The sequence below is a fragment of the Arcobacter sp. AHV-9/2010 genome (assembly GCF_004116575.1).
Classification (GTDB): domain Bacteria; phylum Campylobacterota; class Campylobacteria; order Campylobacterales; family Arcobacteraceae; genus Aliarcobacter; species Aliarcobacter skirrowii.
In genome coordinates, this window is record NZ_PDKH01000006.1 from 51,685 (window position 1) to 69,742 (window position 18,058).

Annotated in this window: 17 protein-coding genes and 1 other RNA gene; 4 read left to right on the plus strand and 14 right to left on the minus strand. The window is 27.0% G+C overall.

The window, feature by feature from the left end; translation table 11 throughout:
- Positions 1–12: 12 nt before the first annotated feature.
- The 7 genes from corA to CRU94_RS08675 all read right to left on the minus strand — a co-directional run bounded on the left by corA (position 13) and on the right by CRU94_RS08675 (position 7,522).
- Entirely contained in the window at positions 13–963 is a 951-nt protein-coding gene (corA, locus tag CRU94_RS08645; protein WP_129106380.1) for a magnesium/cobalt transporter CorA, read from the minus strand.
- Positions 964–974: 11 nt separating this feature from the next.
- Positions 975–2,162 (minus strand): type II secretion system F family protein, encoded by a 1,188-nt coding sequence (locus CRU94_RS08650; protein WP_129106381.1) that lies wholly within the window; start codon positions 2,160–2,162, stop codon positions 975–977.
- Entirely contained in the window at positions 2,149–3,519 is a 1,371-nt protein-coding gene (locus tag CRU94_RS08655) for a GspE/PulE family protein (protein ID WP_129106382.1), read from the minus strand. Before CRU94_RS08655 ends, CRU94_RS08650 begins: the two co-directional genes overlap by 14 nt.
- A complete protein-coding gene (locus tag CRU94_RS08660; RefSeq protein WP_129106383.1) occupies positions 3,500–4,180 on the minus strand; it encodes a hypothetical protein in 681 nt (226 codons plus the stop codon). Before CRU94_RS08660 ends, CRU94_RS08655 begins: the two co-directional genes overlap by 20 nt.
- Positions 4,161–5,033, minus strand: coding sequence for a hypothetical protein (locus tag CRU94_RS08665; protein ID WP_129106384.1), 873 nt, complete (start codon positions 5,031–5,033; stop codon positions 4,161–4,163). The genes CRU94_RS08660 and CRU94_RS08665 overlap by 20 nt, the downstream gene beginning before the upstream one ends.
- Positions 5,034–5,057: 24 nt before the next feature.
- Positions 5,058–5,942: a GTPase Era gene (gene era, locus CRU94_RS08670; protein ID WP_109066286.1), complete on the minus strand. Its 885-nt coding sequence runs from the start codon at positions 5,940–5,942 to the stop codon at positions 5,058–5,060.
- A 77-nt stretch (positions 5,943–6,019) separates the two neighbouring features.
- Positions 6,020–7,522, minus strand: coding sequence for a YifB family Mg chelatase-like AAA ATPase (locus CRU94_RS08675; protein ID WP_129106385.1), 1,503 nt, complete (start codon positions 7,520–7,522; stop codon positions 6,020–6,022).
- A 113-nt stretch (positions 7,523–7,635) separates the two neighbouring features.
- On the opposite strand from CRU94_RS08675, the gene CRU94_RS08680 reads away from it, so the two are divergent.
- The 3 genes from CRU94_RS08680 to CRU94_RS08690 are packed head-to-tail and all read left to right on the plus strand — an operon-like array spanning position 7,636 to position 10,256.
- Positions 7,636–9,426, plus strand: a complete 1,791-nt coding sequence (locus CRU94_RS08680; protein WP_129106386.1) for a methyl-accepting chemotaxis protein — start codon at positions 7,636–7,638, stop codon at positions 9,424–9,426.
- A 10-nt stretch (positions 9,427–9,436) separates the two neighbouring features.
- Complete coding sequence (locus CRU94_RS08685; RefSeq protein WP_129106387.1) at positions 9,437–9,832, plus strand: PAS domain-containing protein; 396 nt, start codon at positions 9,437–9,439, stop codon at positions 9,830–9,832.
- Between the two features lie 49 nt (positions 9,833–9,881).
- A complete protein-coding gene (locus CRU94_RS08690) occupies positions 9,882–10,256 on the plus strand; it encodes a hypothetical protein (RefSeq protein ID WP_129106388.1) in 375 nt (124 codons plus the stop codon).
- Positions 10,257–10,267: 11 nt separating this feature from the next.
- On the opposite strand, the gene def is transcribed toward CRU94_RS08690, so the two are convergent.
- The 7 genes from def to CRU94_RS08725 form a co-directional block, all read right to left on the minus strand.
- A complete protein-coding gene (gene def / locus CRU94_RS08695; protein ID WP_129106389.1) occupies positions 10,268–10,783 on the minus strand; it encodes a peptide deformylase in 516 nt (171 codons plus the stop codon).
- Positions 10,784–10,792: 9 nt separating this feature from the next.
- Entirely contained in the window at positions 10,793–11,377 is a 585-nt protein-coding gene (gene clpP, locus CRU94_RS08700; protein ID WP_129106390.1) for an ATP-dependent Clp endopeptidase proteolytic subunit ClpP, read from the minus strand.
- Positions 11,378–11,392: 15 nt separating this feature from the next.
- Complete coding sequence (gene tig / locus CRU94_RS08705) at positions 11,393–12,691, minus strand: trigger factor (RefSeq protein ID WP_129106391.1); 1,299 nt, start codon at positions 12,689–12,691, stop codon at positions 11,393–11,395.
- A gap of 92 nt (positions 12,692–12,783) precedes the next feature.
- Positions 12,784–13,902 (minus strand): polyphosphate kinase 2, encoded by a 1,119-nt coding sequence (gene ppk2, locus CRU94_RS08710; RefSeq protein WP_129106392.1) that lies wholly within the window; start codon positions 13,900–13,902, stop codon positions 12,784–12,786.
- Positions 13,899–14,843, minus strand: coding sequence for a polyphosphate kinase 2 (ppk2, locus tag CRU94_RS08715; protein WP_129106393.1), 945 nt, complete (start codon positions 14,841–14,843; stop codon positions 13,899–13,901). The genes ppk2 (CRU94_RS08710) and ppk2 (CRU94_RS08715) overlap by 4 nt, the downstream gene beginning before the upstream one ends.
- 24 nt (positions 14,844–14,867) lie before the next feature.
- Positions 14,868–16,016, minus strand: coding sequence for a carboxynorspermidine decarboxylase (nspC, locus tag CRU94_RS08720; protein WP_129106394.1), 1,149 nt, complete (start codon positions 16,014–16,016; stop codon positions 14,868–14,870).
- A 2-nt stretch (positions 16,017–16,018) separates the two neighbouring features.
- Entirely contained in the window at positions 16,019–17,221 is a 1,203-nt protein-coding gene (locus CRU94_RS08725) for a saccharopine dehydrogenase family protein (RefSeq protein WP_129106395.1), read from the minus strand.
- A gap of 99 nt (positions 17,222–17,320) precedes the next feature.
- Between CRU94_RS08725 and ssrA the strand changes: the two genes are divergently transcribed.
- Positions 17,321–17,721: a transfer-messenger RNA gene (gene ssrA / locus CRU94_RS08730) on the plus strand.
- The last annotated feature ends 337 nt before the right edge of the window (positions 17,722–18,058 follow it).

Sequence of the window (18,058 nt, forward strand, 5' to 3'; positions counted from 1 at the left end):
TTTACAATAGTTTTATATCCAACCTTTTTTCTTAAAGATTATCAAAGGTGTAACAGCAGCTAAAATCATAACTCCTATTGAAAAAAGATATCCATACTCCCAATTAAGTTCAGGCATAATCTCAAAGTTCATTCCATAAATACTTGCAATTAGTGTAGGAGGAAGGAAAATTACATTTACAATAGTAAAGATTTTTATAACCTTATTTTGCTCAACACTTAAAAGCCCTATAAATATATTTTGCAAATAATCAATTCTTTCAAAATTAAAATTTGTATGGTCAATTAATGATCTAATATCTTTTAACATAATAGGAAGTTCACTCTTATCTTCAGTTATTTTTTGAGATTTCAATAAAGAGTTTAAAATTCTTTGTTTATCTGTTAAATTCTCTCTTATTTTCATATTTAAGTTTTCAAATGCAGACATCTGCTCTAGTAAATCTTCATTTTCAACATCATCATTAAAAGCCTGTTTTCTTATTGCTGCTATATCTCTATTTAGCTCTTCAATAATATCAGCATCTGTATCAATTCTAATATCAATAATCTGAGAAAAAATAGAGTAACCTGTTCTATACTCTCTTGGACTTGCTAGAAGTTTTTTAATTGAAGCATCAAAACTTGCTAATTTTTTATATCTAACACTTATTAACAAATCATCTTGTAAAATAAAAGAGACCGTCTCATTAACTGGATCTTTTTTATCATTTATAAGAAAATAACTATTTATCTCTATTCTATTTCCCTCTTCCCAATACCTAGAACTTAGCTCAATCTCCTCACTCTCTTGTTTTGTTGGAAACTCTATAGTAAAAATATTTTCAACAGCTCTTACCTCTTGTAAAGTTGGAGAAAACATATCTATCCAAATAACACTCTTTCTATCTTCAATATTTTCTAAAAACTCTAAACCTTGTATTACACTTAATCTATTGCCTTTTTTTACATAACAACTAATCATTAGAGTCCTTTTTATTTTATTAAACTTCCCATTTCCCAAATAGGTGTAAATATTGCTAATACAATAAATAAAATCATACTAGCAATTAATAGTAAAAATAGTGGCTGGATTATGGAAATCATAAGATTTACACTATTTTCAAATCTATGTTTATATATATTTTTTATCTCAGGAACAACAATTTCTAAACTATTTGTCACTTCACCTGTATTTAGTAGATTTAAAATAATATTATCAAAAATATTTACATCTTTAAAAGCAAAGCAAATACTCTTTCCATTTTCTAGCAAACTATCAATTAAGCGGATTCTATCCAATAAATATTTATTTTTTACTAAAAGCTTACTATTTAAGAAAGCTTTGTGAAATTCATACTTTGATTTTTGCATAATATCAACGACTAAAAAAAGTTTATATAGTTGTAAATTTCTTAAAACTATTGAGAATATTGGAATATATTTAATAAAAATATAATCTAAAAAATACTCAAATTTCTTACTAATTTTATATAAAAAAATTAAAAAAAGTATCGAAGAAAAAACAATCATAATGAAAATTAGAAAATACTCTTGAAAAAATATCTCCATATTTAATAATATTTTTGTGCTTTGTGGAAGATTTTCTATTTGATTTTGAAAAATAGATTTAAAACTTGGAATAACAAAACTAAAAATAATAAACAAAGAAGCTAAAAATGTAAGAAATAGAAAAATTGGATAGCCTAAGACTTTATAAAAACTCTTTTTAATACTATCTTGCTCTTTTAAAAGATTATAAATAGCATCTACATTTCTACCTAAATTTGAGCTATTTTGAGAGATATTTAAAAAATCTTTCACAAAATCTTCTATTGCAAATTCATCTAATACTTCAGAAATTGGCATAGAGTTTGAGAGTGCATAATTAATAGCTTGTAAAAATTTTTGAGTTTTTTTACTCTTTTTTGATTTAATTAAAATATCTATAGCATCACTTATATTTATATTTGATTCAAGCATTAAATTTAACTCAAAAAAGATTAATAAAAGCTCTTTTTTTGGAACTTTCACTCTATTTTTAAATTTAATTTCAAATATAGATTTTTTTGGTTTTATAGTTAATATATCAAACTCTTTTTTTATTAATTCAAGTTCAATATCTGTTACAATTTGATTTTTTATATCACCATTTTCTTGGTATATTATCTTATATTTTTTCATTTATACATACCAATTTTTCAAGCTCTTCAATAGATGTTTCACTATTTTTTACCTTTAAAAGTCCATCATCTAGCATTGTTTTATAATTTATAGTTTTTAAATATTGCCAAAACTCTTGGCTACTTGCTTTTTTAAAAATTAAAGATGCGATTACCTCATCTACAAGTAGAAGTTCTGCTATACAAACTCTTTCATAAAATTTTGTGTAGTTACACTTTTTGCAACCTTGTGCTTTACAATATTTACAAAAACTCAAAACCAATCTTTGAGCTAGTGAAGCTTTAAGTGATGTTGAAATTAAATATGGATCTGCTTGTAAATCAAGTAGTCTTGTAATCGTTTCTAATGAACTATTTGAGTGAATACTAGCAAGAACTAAATGACCTGTAAGTGAAGCTTGAAGAGCAATATCAAGAGAAAATTTATCTCTAATTTCACCAATAAATATAATATCTGGATCTTGTCTTAAAATATTTTTCAAAACAAGTTCAAAACTAAGTCCTAACTTATTATCTACTGATATTTGATTGATTGAAGGAATTTTATACTCAACTGGATCTTCAACTGTGATTATCTTTTTATCTTCACTATTTAACTCTTTTAAAATTGAGTACAAAGTTGTAGTTTTTCCACTTCCTGTTGGTCCACTAATTAATATAAGTCCTGATTTTAATTTTAATATATTTTTTAAACTATCATAAATATTTTGACTAAAACCCAAAGTTTGTAGTGATTTATCTATATTTTTATTATCCAAAATTCTTAAAACTATTGATTCAGCATCAATAGTTGGCATAGAAGAGAATCTAAAATCATACTTTTTATCCTCTATAACTCTTGAAAATCTTCCATCTAGAGGCAACCGTGTCTGCGTCATATCAAGATTACAAATTAGTTTTATATAAGAGGATATTATCTTAAAAAATTCAATCGAAAAACTAAAAAATATACTCAATTTTCCATCAACTCTAAACTTAAAAAGTGTCAAATTTTCATAAGCTTCAATATGTATATCACTAGCTCTCTTCTCTATTGAAAATAGAATCAAGCTATCCAAAAAACTAGCAGTTGATAGATTTTCACTATTTAATTTTAATGCACTTGTTGCTTTTTCATAAAGTGATATTTTTCTTTCAATATCTAGTAGCAAAAACAGAATCTCTCTCTTTTCAAATCTTTGAAAATTTATATGTTTTACAAAATTATGTTCAAAATTTAAAATATCAAAATCTTCACAAATAGCCAAAGTCAAGGATATACCATCTTCATAAATTGGAACTATTTCATTTTTTAAGAAAAATTCAACACCATATTTAGTAAATATTGAAAAATCTATTTTAGTTTTTAACAGACTCATATTGATGCACCTTTAGTTCTAATTTTTGATTTTCAAACTCCAATAAAACAATATTATTATTCACAATTTTTACTCTATAATGTTTATAAAAATCACCATTTTCTATCCAAATATTATCTATTAAAACAAAGTCTCCAATAATAGCAGTAAGCTTTGGTATCTTATTTTTTAAATCCTTTTTATCACTATTTTTTGAGATTAAATCTCTTATAATATTTTGTTTAGTTTTTATATAATATTTTGAAAAATCTATATTTAAATCAAAAAAATAGTCATCAGATTTAACTTTTTTTAGAGTAAAACTACTTATATTTGAAAAGTCATTAAAATTTTCAATATCTATTAAAAACTTAATTAAACTATTTTTTGATGATTTTGCAACTACTCTAATCTCATCTTTAAAATTCTCTATTTTTTGAATAAAAACTTTGTTTTCATTTGCTATTTCACCAATTTGTTTTGATATCTCTATTAATGGTGTACTGTTTTTCTTATTTAAAATATCATAAATTTTAGAATCTTCGTTTTTTAAACTATTTTGAAAAATAGTATTATTAAAAATAGTAAAGATTAAAAAAAATATTAAAATAGGAAGTAATACTAGCTGTGTTTTTGTTTTTATTTTGCTGTTAATGAAGCTATTATTTAGATAATTTAACATCTATTGTTGCCCTAAAGATATCTTTATCATCTAAAAAATTTATTGAACTTTTCTCTATTTTGTTAAAACTATTTAAAAAATTATTAATCTCATCTTTATTTGAAGATTCAACAACAATTTTTGCAAAATCTGTTTTATAATCAAAAATAACAATATCAACCAAAGTAGAATTTGCATCTTTTAAAACTTTATAAAATCTCTCTTCAAAGCTAAAAAATTGATGATTTTTTAATATCATATTTGGATCTATATTTTTTAAAGCAAACTCTTTTTCATACTCATTCTTAAAATAACTTATTGAAAAAATTGAAAAAATAAAAATATATAGAACAAAAAGATAAAAACTAAAATCTTTTGATAGATTGACTCTTTTTAACTCCTCTTTATAGCTCTTTTTTGATTTTTTTAAAAAATCATCTTCTAAGATTTTTAAATCATCTTTTGATAAATTTTTTATATATTTAAAATCTATATTAAATTTTTTATCTAAAAATGTTAAAAGTTCAAAGTTTTCAATTTTTTGATTTATTTTTTGAAGGTAGTATAGGTTTTTATCTTTGAAAATTACAAAAAAATCTTCGCAAATAAATAGAGAAAAACCTATAAAATCAAACTCTTTTATCTCTTTTATAATCTCATATTCAAAATACTTAAACGATTTATCCAAAATAAAGAGTTGATACTCTTTTATTTTTTCAACAAAATTTATAAAAATTTTCTGATTTTTTTCAATTTTTATATTTTTTAGGTTTAAATTTGTTGATATATAATCTTTTAGAAAATTATCATTTATCTTCTCTTTTACCTCAAAATCAACAATAGTTATATCCAAAACTGTTGCGATAAAAGACAATTTAAACCCCCTTAAAAAATAAGTTTAACTATCGAATTCATACCCCATAGATTTTAAAGCATCTTTATTTTTTGTCCAATTTTTCTTTACACTAACAAAAAGTTCCAAGAAACATTTTTTACCACTAAGTTTCTCAATTTTTAATCTTGAAGCTTTTCCAATTCTTTTGATTGCTGTTGCATTTTGCCCAATAATCATACCTTTTTGACTATCTTTTTGTACAATTATTTTTGCCTTTATTACATCAACATTTGGTTTCTCTTCAATTTTATTTATCATAACATCAGCTTCATAAGGAATCTCATCACTAATATTTTCAAAAATAGCTTCTCTTATAAACTCTTTATATATATCTCTTAAGTGCTCTGTTGTCATAATCTCTGGATCAAATAAATATGGATGAACTGGTAAATATTTTACAACCTCACCTAAAATATCAGATTTTTTAGTAGCTTTTTTTATAGATATTGGAATAATTGCTTCATATTTATCACTATATTTTTCATACTCTTTAAGTTTACTCATAAGCTCTTCATTGTTTACAAAATCTATTTTTGTAAGAAGCAAAATATGTTTTGTATTTTTTTTATTTTTCTCTAAAAAATCTTCATAATATTTTAAGCTATCAGTAACTGGAGCTAAAAATAGTATTAAATCACAATCTCCAATAGCCTTTAGTGCTTCATCAAGCATAAATTTGTTTAAAAGTTTTTCTGTCTCATGAATTCCTGGAGTATCTACAAAAACAATCTGGTCATCTTCGTGCATAACTATAATATTTGATCTTTTTCTAGTTGCATTTGCTTTGTGTGAAACCATAGCAATCTTTTCACCAACAAGCCAGTTTAAAAGTGAACTTTTACCTGCATTTGGTCTTCCTACAACTGAAACATATCCGCATTTTGTCATTAATTTGCCTTTTTTAATAAATAGTTATAATAGTAACATAATTTTAATTTCAAAATTAAGAAAAACTCCATTTTTAACTACCTTCTTCTAAAATTTAAACTTTTTAATAAATCACTTTTAGTAATGAGTTCATTATTATTTATATCAGCAATTGTTCTTGCAACTTTTAAAACTTTATTTATACTTCTAAAAGATAAGCAGTAGTTTATTCTTGCTTTTTCTAATATCTCATTGCTCTCATCATCTAAAATACAATATTTTTTTATATCCTCATCACTAAGTTTCCCATTTAACTCTTTTTGACCTCTTTGTTTTTGTTTGATAAAAGCATTTATAACAGTTTCATGAAGCTCTTTTGAACTTACAATATTTTTATTATCATTAAAACTATCATTCATAACTAAATATAGATCAATCCTATCCAAAAATGGCTCACTAAGCCTATTTTTATATCTTTGTACCTCTAAGCTATTACATCTACACTCTTTTACACTTGAAAGTAAATTTCCACAAGGACAAGGATTAAGTGCTGCTATAAATATAAACTTTGTCTCATAAACTATTTTATTATTTACTCTTGATATTAATATTTTATTATCTTCAAGTGGCTCTCTTAATGCCTCTAAAATATGATTTGGAAAGTGTGGTAACTCATCAAAAAATAAAATTCCATTGTTGCTAAGAGCAACTTCTCCCATAGAGTTTGAACCACCCAAAATTGAAGATTTTGTTGCAGTGTGATGAGGATTTCTAAATGCTCTTATTGGTTTAAAATCAACTTCAAGCATATCAAGAGCTTGAAGTTTTGCTTTCTCTAAAATCTCCTCTAAACTCATGGGAGTCAAAATATATTGTAATCTTTTTGCAATCATAGATTTACCGCAACCTGGACTTCCCTCCATAATAAAATTGTGATTTCCAGCAGCACAAATAACAGCTGCATATTTAGCCATATCTTGACCTAAAATATCACTAAAATCATTTAAATAGTTCTCATCATAGTAGTAAGTTTCATCATTTATAATAATTTTTTTATATGGTAAAATCTGATTTTGATATAAAAATTGCTCTTTTTTATCACTTTTTACAAAATTTATAGCATCATTTAAATTATCAATAACAAAAATCTCAATATTTGGAATATTTGCCAACTTTTTTGCACTATCTTTGCATACAGCAACTTTTTTCAACTCTCCTTGTTTTGCAAGTGATAATACTATTGCAAATATATGATTTGTATCTTTGATTTTACCATCAAGTGCCAATTCTCCAAAGAAAAATATATCATCAAAAAATAGTTTTGTTTCATTAAAAAGTGCAACTTGCAAAGCTATTGCTAAATCAAAATGTGTTCCTTTTTTACTCAACTCAGATGGTGATAAATTAATTGTTATTTTTAGAGGAGGAAATTTATACTCATTTATTAAAAGTGAAGATTTAACTCTATCTTTTGATTCATTTATACTTGCACTTACCATCCCTACTATTGTAAAGCTTGGCATTCCCCTTGTAAATGTTGATTCAACATCAACCACAGTTGCGTCAATTGAAGATAGCGTTGCAGATTTTATAACTTTCATTATATCCTCTTTAAGATTTTTTTGATTTTACAATATTTAAATAAATAATGCAAAAATGTATTTTTTATGATAGAATTTAAATCTAAATCTTAATTTAGGCTAAAGGGGAAAATATGTCTACAAGTAAGAAACTTTTTTTGACTATGTTTTTTAACATAATAACTTTGGTTTTTATAATTTCTATATCATTTTTTATTGCTAAAAAAAATATTGAACTTATCATTAATAAAGATTTAGAAACTCTTGGTGAGTCAATATACTCACTAGCATCCTTATATGCAAAAAATGACCCAAAAGGTTATGAAAAAGATGAATTTAAAAATGCTATAAAAGAGATAAAAATTGGAAAAAGTGGTTATATATATTTTGTAGATAAAAATGGAAATATTACAATACACCCAACTATTGAAGGAAAAAATCTATCATCTTTAGATTTTATTAAAACAATAACTTCAAGCAATGAAGGAAGTGGCATAATAGAGTACTACACAGATGTAACAAATCAAGATAAAATCATATATTACAAATATATTCCTGAGTGGGAAATGTGGTTGGTTCCAGGCATAAACAAAGAAGACTATTTAGAAGATATATATTTTGAGTTCTTTTATAAAATTGTACTTCTTGGTGCTTTAATTATTATTTTACAACTTTTTATATTTTTCTTTATTGCAAAAGGAATCACAAATAGAATAAAAGAGTTTTCTATGCACTTTAGAGAGTTTATAAATTTTATTACATATAAACAAAATAGAATTAATAAACAAGAGATAAAAGGTGATTGTGAATTTTCAACAATGGCAAAAGATATAAATAGTGCAATTGATGAGTTTGATAATAAATTCAAAATTGATATGAGAGTTATTGGAGAGAGTGTTTTAACTTTTGATAAATTAAGAAAGGGTATTTTTAGTTGTAGAGTAAAATCAGATAGTTCTAATCCTATGATTAATACATTAAAAAATACAATTAATGAAGCTATTGATGACTTAGAAACTCATATGAAAGATATTGAAAAAGTTCTTAAATCTTATAGTATAAATGATTATAAAGATAGATTACAAATTAGTAAGCAAATATTAAATCCATCGAACTTATTACAAGTTATGGAGGGTGTTAATAGTTTGGGAAATACTTTAGCAACTCAAGCCAAAAATGGACTTGAAGATGGAAATGTATTAGAAAATAATTCAAAAATACTAAAAAACTCACTTGAGAGTTTAAGTTCAAAAATTACAAAACAGATTGATAGCCTAAGAGATACAACAGTAGCTGTGCAAACAATTTCAGAAATTACAAAAAATAACTCTAAAAATACTAATGAGATGTCAAATCTAGCAGAAATTGTAAAACAAGCCGTTGAAGATGGTTATAAACTTGCAAACCAAACAACTCTATCAATGGATGAGATAAATGCTAAAGTTACAGCTATAAACGAAGCAATTACAATTATTGATCAAATAGCATTTCAAACAAATATTTTAAGCCTAAACGCAGCAGTTGAAGCAGCAACTGCTGGGGAAGCTGGAAAAGGTTTTGCAGTTGTTGCTGGTGAAGTGAGAAATCTAGCAAATAAAAGTGCAGAAGCAGCAAATGATATAAAAAATCTAGTTGAATTGGCTAATTCAAAAGCCTATGAAGGAAAATCAATATCAAGCAAAATGCAAGATGGATATAAATCTCTACATTCTCATATATCACAAACTTTAAATATTATTCAAAGCGTAAGTGATGCAGCAAATGAGCAGATGGTTGGAATTAATCAAGTTAATGAAACTATTACTATTTTAGATCAAATATCAAAAGAGAATGAAAAAGAGACGATACTTATAAATGATATATCAAATGTAGTTTCACAAATGGCAGCTGAAGCATTAGAAGATGCTAAAAGTAAAAAGTTTTAAAGGATAATCTATGAGCAATAAAGAGATAATTTTAGATGATTATACATTTTTAGTTAGCGAAACTGATGAAAAGGGTGTTATACGATTTGCAAATAAAGATTTTTGTACTATTGCTGAGTATGAAATTGAAGAGCTAATTGGGAAACCTCATAGTGTTGTAAGACACAAAGATATGCCAAAAGTTGCATTCAAAGATCTTTGGGATACCGTTAAAAAAGGTGAAATTTGGACGGGTTATGTAAAAAATACTACAAAAAATGGTAATTTTTATTGGGTTTTTGCAACTGTTTATCCATTTATTTCATGCGATGGAACAAAAGGTTATCTATCTTGCAGAAGAAAAGCTTCAAGAGATGAGATTGAAAAAATGTCAAAAATTTATGAAGAGCTTATAAAACAAGAGTGAGTTTATTTAATGTTGCTAAGATATAATTTCAATAAAAATAGGAATTTTTATGTCAGAGATTATAAATTGTCCAGATTGTGGTAATGAAATTTTATCACAGATGGGTACAATTTGCCCAAATTGCAAATATACAGTTGGTTATTTTAATGGTGAAAAAAGAAGAAAAAATTATGGAAGATTTTTTGCCTTAACTATTTTTGCTCCATTTTTCTCAATTTTTACTGTTATTTTTGCTCAAATAAATATTTATAGTTTTATAGTAGCAACTATTTTAGCAATTTATTTAGCGTTTAAATCTTGTCCAATAAATTTTAAAGATGTTTTTGCAACACTATTTGAAAAGTTTTTTTTCTGGTCAGTTTGGATTTTTATGAATAGTTTTTTATTAATTCTAATATTAAATATTATAAGTAAGAGATTATAAAAATAGTTAAACTATTTTTTAGTTTTTTTTCTATTTTTATACTCTTTTTCAAATTTTTGTCTTTTTATAAAAGATAAATTTTCTATAAAAACATGTCCTGATAAGTGCTCCATCTCATGTTGCCAAGCAACAGCTAAAAAGTCTTCGCACTCCATAACTTGCTTTTCTCCAAATCTATTAAAATACTCAACAATAATATGCTTTGCTCTAGTAATATCTTCATAAAATCCAGGAACACTTAAGCATCCCTCTTGATAGACTTGAGTACCATCTTTATGAGTAATTACAGGATTTATCGCCTCTATTAAATCATTTTTATCTTGTACATCATCTTGATTTGGAAGATTTATAATAAGAACATTTAAAGGAACAGCAACTTGAATAGCTGCAAGTCCAACTCCAGAAGCATTCATCATCGTTTCATACATATCATCTAAAAGAGTGTGAAGTTCACTGTCAAACTTCACTACATCTTTTGATTTTGTTCGAAGTAATTTATTTGGATATGTAATTATCTCTCTAATCATCTATATCTCTTAATTGTGTCTTTCAATAACTTTATCCACAAGTCCATAATCACAAGCTTCTTGAGCACTCATAAAGTTATCTCTATCTGTATCTTTTTCAATAGTTTGAACATCTTGACCAGTCTGAGAAGCTAATATAGAGTTCAAAGTATCTTTTAATCTTTGAATTTCTCGTGCTTGAATTTGAATATCAGTCGCCTGACCTCGTGCACCACCAAGTGGTTGATGAATCATAATTCTTGAATTTGGTAGAGAGTATCTTTTACCTTTTGTTCCAGAACTAAGTAAAAAAGCTCCCATAGATGCAGCTTGACCAATACAAATAGTACAAACATCTGGTTTTATGTAGTTCATAGTATCAAATATTGACATTCCACTTGTTACAACTCCTCCTGGAGAGTTTATATATAAATAGATATCTTTTTCTGGATCTTCTGCTTCCAAGAAAAGAAGTTGTGCAACAACTGTTGAAGATACTGCATCATTTATCTCTCCACTAAGCATGATAATTCTATCCTTTAAAAGTCGTGAATAGATATCATAACTTCGCTCACCTCGACCAGTTTTCTCAACTACATATGGTATATAACTCATCATTTATCCTAAAAATTATTTTGCTTTCTCATCAAAAAGTTTAGCAAGAACTTTCTCTTCTATAATTGACATTTTAATAGCAGGTAAATATCCAGCTTGTTGATATTGTTTAATTAACTCTTGTGGATTTTGTCCCATTTGTAAAGCTTCAAAGTATAAAATTTGTGTAACTTCTTGATCATTTACTTCAATTTTTTCAGCTTTTGCTAAAGCATCAACAATAAATGTTGCTTTTACAGAATTAACAGCATCTTCTTTTAACTCTTCTCTTATTTTTTCAATTTTAGAAGCATCTTCTTTTAACTCATTAATTTGCTCCTCTGTAAAACTTCTTATTTTATTATTTAGTGCAAAATTAATCTCTTGTTCAACAACTGTTTTAGGTAGAGCAAAATTAATATTTTTCACTAAATTTTCAATGAATTTTGGTTTTAAATCTTCTCTATAATAAGTAGCTTTTTCACCAGCAACCATTTGCTCTTTTACTCTATCTCTTAAAGTATCAACTGTTGCATCTTTTTCATTTGGAAGCATTTGTTTAGCAAACTCATCAGTAATTTCACCAGCTTTTCTCTCTTGAATTTCGTGAAGTTTTACTTTAAATACAGCCTCTTTACCAGCTAAATCTTTTGCTTGATACTCTTTTGGGAAAGTTACAATTACATCTTTCTCTTCTTCATATTTCATACCAATAACTTGTTCTTCAAATCCTGGAATAAATGAACCTGTTCCTACTTGTAGTGGATATTTTTCAGCTTTTCCACCTTCAAATGCAACACCATCTACAAATCCTTCAAAATCAATAACTGCAAAATCACCATCTTTTACTGCTCTTTTTCTTGCAATTTTTGTCAAAGGTGCTGAAGAACTTGCAATCTCTTCTATTCTTTCATCAATTTTTTTAGCATCAATCTCAATAGCTTTAACATCTGGTAAAAGTTTTTTATAATCACCTAAATCAATATTTGGTTTTGTAGCAACTGATATTTCAACTTCAATATCTCCATTATCTTTTTTATCAAACTTTGAAATAGTAGGCTCTCCGATTAAATCTTCATTTTTAACATTAAGCTCTTTTAATCCACTACTTAAAACATCTCTAATAGCTTCACCTTCAGCATCTTCTAAAAGTTTATCAGCATATCTTTGTTTTACAACTGCAACAGGAACTTTCCCTTTTCTAAATCCTTGAATATTCATAGTTTTAGCTGCTTGTGTAGCAACCTTATCAAGTTTTTTTTCAATGTTCTCTTTTTTTAATGTAGCAACTATTTCAATATTTGCTTCATCAACTCTATTTGTTTTAAATTCCATTAAATTTACTCCGAATTTTTAAATTTAGCAATTATTTTATCTAAAAGTTTATAAGGTTTTTATTAAGGTAAAAATAGCAAAGACAAAAGTTATTAATAATCTTTTGTCTTTCTCATTTGAAGTAACTCTTTTTGAACAGATATATTTACATCTTCATTTGGTTCAAAATTTAAAGCATAATTCCTTCCATCATAATCAACAGAGTTTAATATAATTTTTAAAGCTTCAATTCTTGATAGATGTTTATCATCGCTTCTTACAATATGCCATGGTGCACTTCTTGAAGTAGTTCGTCTAAGCATTTCATATTTTTTCTCACTAAACTCATCCCATAGATCTTGAGCTTGCATATCAACTTCAGAGAATTTCCACTGTCTTAATGGATCATTTATTCTTCTATCAAATCTTCTTTTTTGCTCCTCTTTTGAAACAGAGAAATAAAGTTTGATTAAAATCATTCCTTGTCTTACTAAATCTTGCTCAAAATTTACAATATCTTCCATGAAAATCTCATGCTCTTCAGGTGTACAAAATCCAAAAACTGGCTCAACCATAGCACGATTGTACCAACTTCTATCAAATAAAACTATCTCTCCACCAGTTGGAAAATGCTCAATATATTTTTGCATAAACCACTGATTTCTTTGAGTCTCTGTTGGTTTTCCAAGAGCTACAACCCTATAATGTTTATTATTCATATATCTAGTTATTCTTCTAATAGCTCCACCTTTTCCAGAAGCATCTCTTCCTTCAAAGATGATTATCATTCTTTTGTTCTCTTTTTCAAGCCAATCTTGAAGTTTAATTAACTCAATTTGATATGGTTTTAACTCTTGTAAATCATAAATTTTTTGAATACCCTCTTCTAAAACTTCAGGTTGTATTGATTTATAATTTTTTAAAATAGATTTAAAAAAAAGATTCTCTTCTTTTAACCTTTCAATCTCTTCATCAAAATTATTTTTAGTTGTTTTTTGAGTTATTTTTATATTTTGCTTAACATCTTTTAATATCGAATCTTTAAAGTTTTCCATGAGTCTGTTTGCACTATCAAGAGTAAGTTTATCTCTTTTTTCATATCCTAATACTTTGACATACCTTTTTTTGTCATACTGAAATCTAGCAATATATTTCTTTCCAAACTTTGGATGAGAATCTTTTGATATATATAATCCACTATAACTTGTTATGTCAAAATCACTTAAATTCATCTATTCACCTTTGAAACTTCTTGATTAAACTCCATATTTTCTATCTCTACTGCACCATTTAAAATAATTTTTCTATCAATTTTTAAAATATTATCATCTTTTGTTTTTTTATCATAAGATAGTGCATTTAAAATATGTCTAATACAATTTAATCTGGCTTTTTTCTTATTATCACTCTTTACAATTGTCCAAGGAGCAACAGGAGTGTGAGAAGCTCTTAACATAGAGTATTTTGCAACTGTATATTTATCCCAAACTTTTTGAGCCTCTTTATCCATTGGAGATAATTTATACTGTTTTAATGGGTCGCTATCTCTTTTTTTTAATCTTTTTTCTTGCTCTGATTTTGAAACAGAAAAATAAAATTTAAATAATATAACTCCAGATTCAACAAGCATCTTTTCAAATTCTGGAACATCTTTCAAAAATTGCAAATGCTCATCTTTTGTGCAAAACCCCATCACAGGTTCAACTCCTGCTCTGTTGTACCAACTTCTATCAAATAAAACTATCTCACCAGCACTTGGAAGATGCTGTACATATCTTTGAAAATACCATTGTGTTTTTTCAAAATCGCTTGGTTTTTCCAAAGCAACAACTCTTGCTCCTCTTGGATTTAAGTGCTCTGTTATTCTTTTTATTGTTCCACCTTTTCCAGCAGCATCTCTTCCTTCAAAGATTACTAATACTTTTAAACCTTTTTCTTTAACATGATTTTGAAGTTTCAATAACTCAATTTGCAAAAGTGTAAGTTGTTTTTGGTACTCTAATGTATCTTTTTTTATCCAAACTTGAACTTTTGTTTCACCATCTTGAACTTTCTCTTTTAACTTTTTTCTAGGTCTAGTTTTATCCACTCCATGAGGAATATCATCTTTTGTATCAATTACTGAATTGTCATCCTCAAATGCATGTCTAACTAAGCTTCTATCGTGTCCCATATGCGTTCTCCCTATGTAATTTTATCAAGATAACCTTGATTTGTAATCATTATATCCAAAATTTTTTATAATTTTATAATTATTATCTTTAGTTTTTATAACAATTGATGGTAATTTTATACCATTAAAAGTAGTTGTTTTAACCATTGTATAATGAATCATATCTTCTAATATAATTTTATCCCCAACTTTTAACTCTTCATCAAATGAGTAATCGCCAATTATATCTCCAGCTAAACAAGTATTTCCACCAAGTCTATAGGTATATTTCTTCTCATTAGCTTCACCTGCTCCTCTTATAGCTGCACGATAAGGCATTGCTAAAGTATCAGGCATATGAGCTTCGGCACTTGTATCAAGAATTGCTAAATCCATTCCATTATTAACAATATCAAGCACAGTAGCAACTAAATAACCAGTTTGCCAACCAACAGCTTCACCTGGCTCTAAATAAACATTTAAGTGTGGATATCTAGCTTTAAACTCTTTTAAAAGTTTTATCAAGCCTTCAACATCATAATCAGCTCTTGTAATATGATGACCTCCACCAAAATTAACCCATTTTAATCTATCAAAATATTGTGAGAAGTTTTTTTCAAAGTTTGCTAACGCTCCTTCAAGAGCATCTACATTTTGTTCGCATAAAGCGTGAAAGTGAAAACCATCTAAATACTCTAAAACTGATTCATCAAAGTTTGCTTTTGTGATTCCAAGTCTTGAAAACGGTGCACAAGGATTATATAAATCAACTTCAACGCTTGAATATTCAGGGTTTAATCTAACTCCAAGTGAAACTTTTCCAAAAGATTTGTCTTTAAATCTATGAAGTTGATTGCACGAATTAAAAACTAAATGATGAGATATTGAAATAATTTCATCAATCTCCTCATCTTTAAAAGCAGGTGAGTAAGTATGAACTTCAAGTCCGAACTCCTCTTTTGCCAAAATAGCTTCATGAAGACCAGAAGCACAACAACCTTTTAAATATTTTTTACATAAATCAAAAGTTGAATGCATTGCAAATCCTTTTAGTGCTAAAAGAATATTTACATCAGCTTCATCTTGAACTCTTTTTAAAAGTTTTAAGTTTTTTTCTAAAAGTTCCTCTTCACAAACATATGCTGGACTTGGTAGCTTATCAAAGCTATCAACTATTTCATAATTTTTATTCATAACTATTTCACATCAAGTTCAAGGATTTTCCAAGGAAGACCTTGAGTCATTAACTCATCCATAAATGGTTTTGCATCAAACTCTTCAATATTAAATACACCTTTGTCTTTCCAAATACCTTTATAAAGTAATTTAGAACCAATCATTGCAGGAACTCCTGTTGTATAACTTACAGCTTGAGCTCCAGTTTCTCTATAACACTCTTGATGGTCACAAACATTGTAGATGTAAACTTTTCTTGGTTTTCCATCTTTAAGGCCTTCAATAATACATCCAATATTTGTTTTTCCAACAGTTCTAGGACCTAATGATGCAGGATCTGGTAATAAAGTCTTTAAAAACTCTATTGGAATTATTTTTTGTCCCTGATGAAGAACTGGCTCAATTCCTAACATTCCAACATTTTGTAAACAGTTCATATGTTGAATGTAACTATCACCAAAAGTCATAAAAAATCTAATTCTTTTTAAACCTTTAATATTTTTAGCTAAAGATTCTAACTCTTCGTGATAAAGTAGATATGAAGCCTTTACTCCAATTTCTGGATAATCATGATCAACTCTAATTTCAAGTGGTTTTGTCTCAATCCACTCTCCATTTTCCCAATATCTTCCATTTGCACTAACTTCTCTTAAATTAATTTCTGGATTAAAGTTTGTAGCAAATTTATAACCATGATCTCCAGCATTACAATCCATAATATCTATATAGTGAATTTCATCAAATAAGTTTTGTTGAGCATAAGCACAAAATACTCCTGTAACACCTGGGTCAAATCCTGAACCTAAAAGGGCCATGATTCCAGCTTCTTTAAATTGAGCATCTCTTTCCCATTGAAGTTTATATTCAAACTTTGCTTCATCAGGATGTTCATAATTTGCAGTATCAACATAATCAACTTTACATTTTGTACAAGCATCCATAATTGTTAAATCTTGATATGGTAAAGCAACATTTAAAACTAATTTTGGATTAACTTTTTCAATAAGTTTTACTAATTCATCAACACTATCTGCATCAACTTTTGCAGTATCTATTTTTACGCCTTGATTTTTAAAAATATAATCCGCTATTGCATCACATTTACTAACTGTTCTTGAAGCTAATGTGATTTTTTCAAAAGTATCAATATTCATAGCACATTTTACAGTTGCAACTTGACTAACACCACCTGCTCCAATTATCAAAATCCCTTTTTTGCTCATAATAAATTCTCCAAAAATTTTAATATAGTCATCATTATATCTTTTTATAGTTTTAACTTTACTTTTTTAATATTTTTAGTTACAATCTCGTTTCATTATGGGGATGACTTGGTATCGATTAGAGCAGTGAGTATAAGTTGCATGTCGGCCTGAACATGCCGTTACGCGGTTCATTTTTTTTAGACGCAAATAATACTAATTACGCTCCAGCTTACGCAAAAGCTGCGTAAGTTTAACAACTTATTGACTCGGCCTTTACGGCCTTGAGTCTTCGGAGGCTAGCACTACAGATTCTATCTATGTAGATAAATGCTGGTTCACAATAGATAGATTATCTTTGAGGAGTTGATTGAAACTCGAAGAGAAATTTTAAATCTTAGCTTTATGATTGCTTTTGGAAGTTGAGCTGTTGTAAAGTGAAATTTTTCAACTTTGCTAAGCATGTAGACGCTTATATAAACTGTTTTAAGACTGCGGTTCGATCCCGCACATCTCCACCATACCTCCTAAAAACTAATATTAATAGAACTTATAGTGCCACTTTCAACTAAAAAAATATATAAAATTTATTGTAAAAGCAAAAAAAGTAGACTCTAAAATAAATAAAAAGATGTAATTATAAGAAAAGAGAGCATAAGTAAAGATAGAGAAAGAGAGGGAGAGTTTAAAAGGCTCTCCCAAAAAAGAAAAAAACAATACTATAAGATGATAAAAACATATCACTTAGAAGAGTTATTAATATTTTTATCTTTCATAGCGTTATTGTTGTTGGATTTAGGATAAGAAGGTTTGTTTATTTTATCCTTTTTTTTGTCAGAATCAATTTGAGCTTTAATA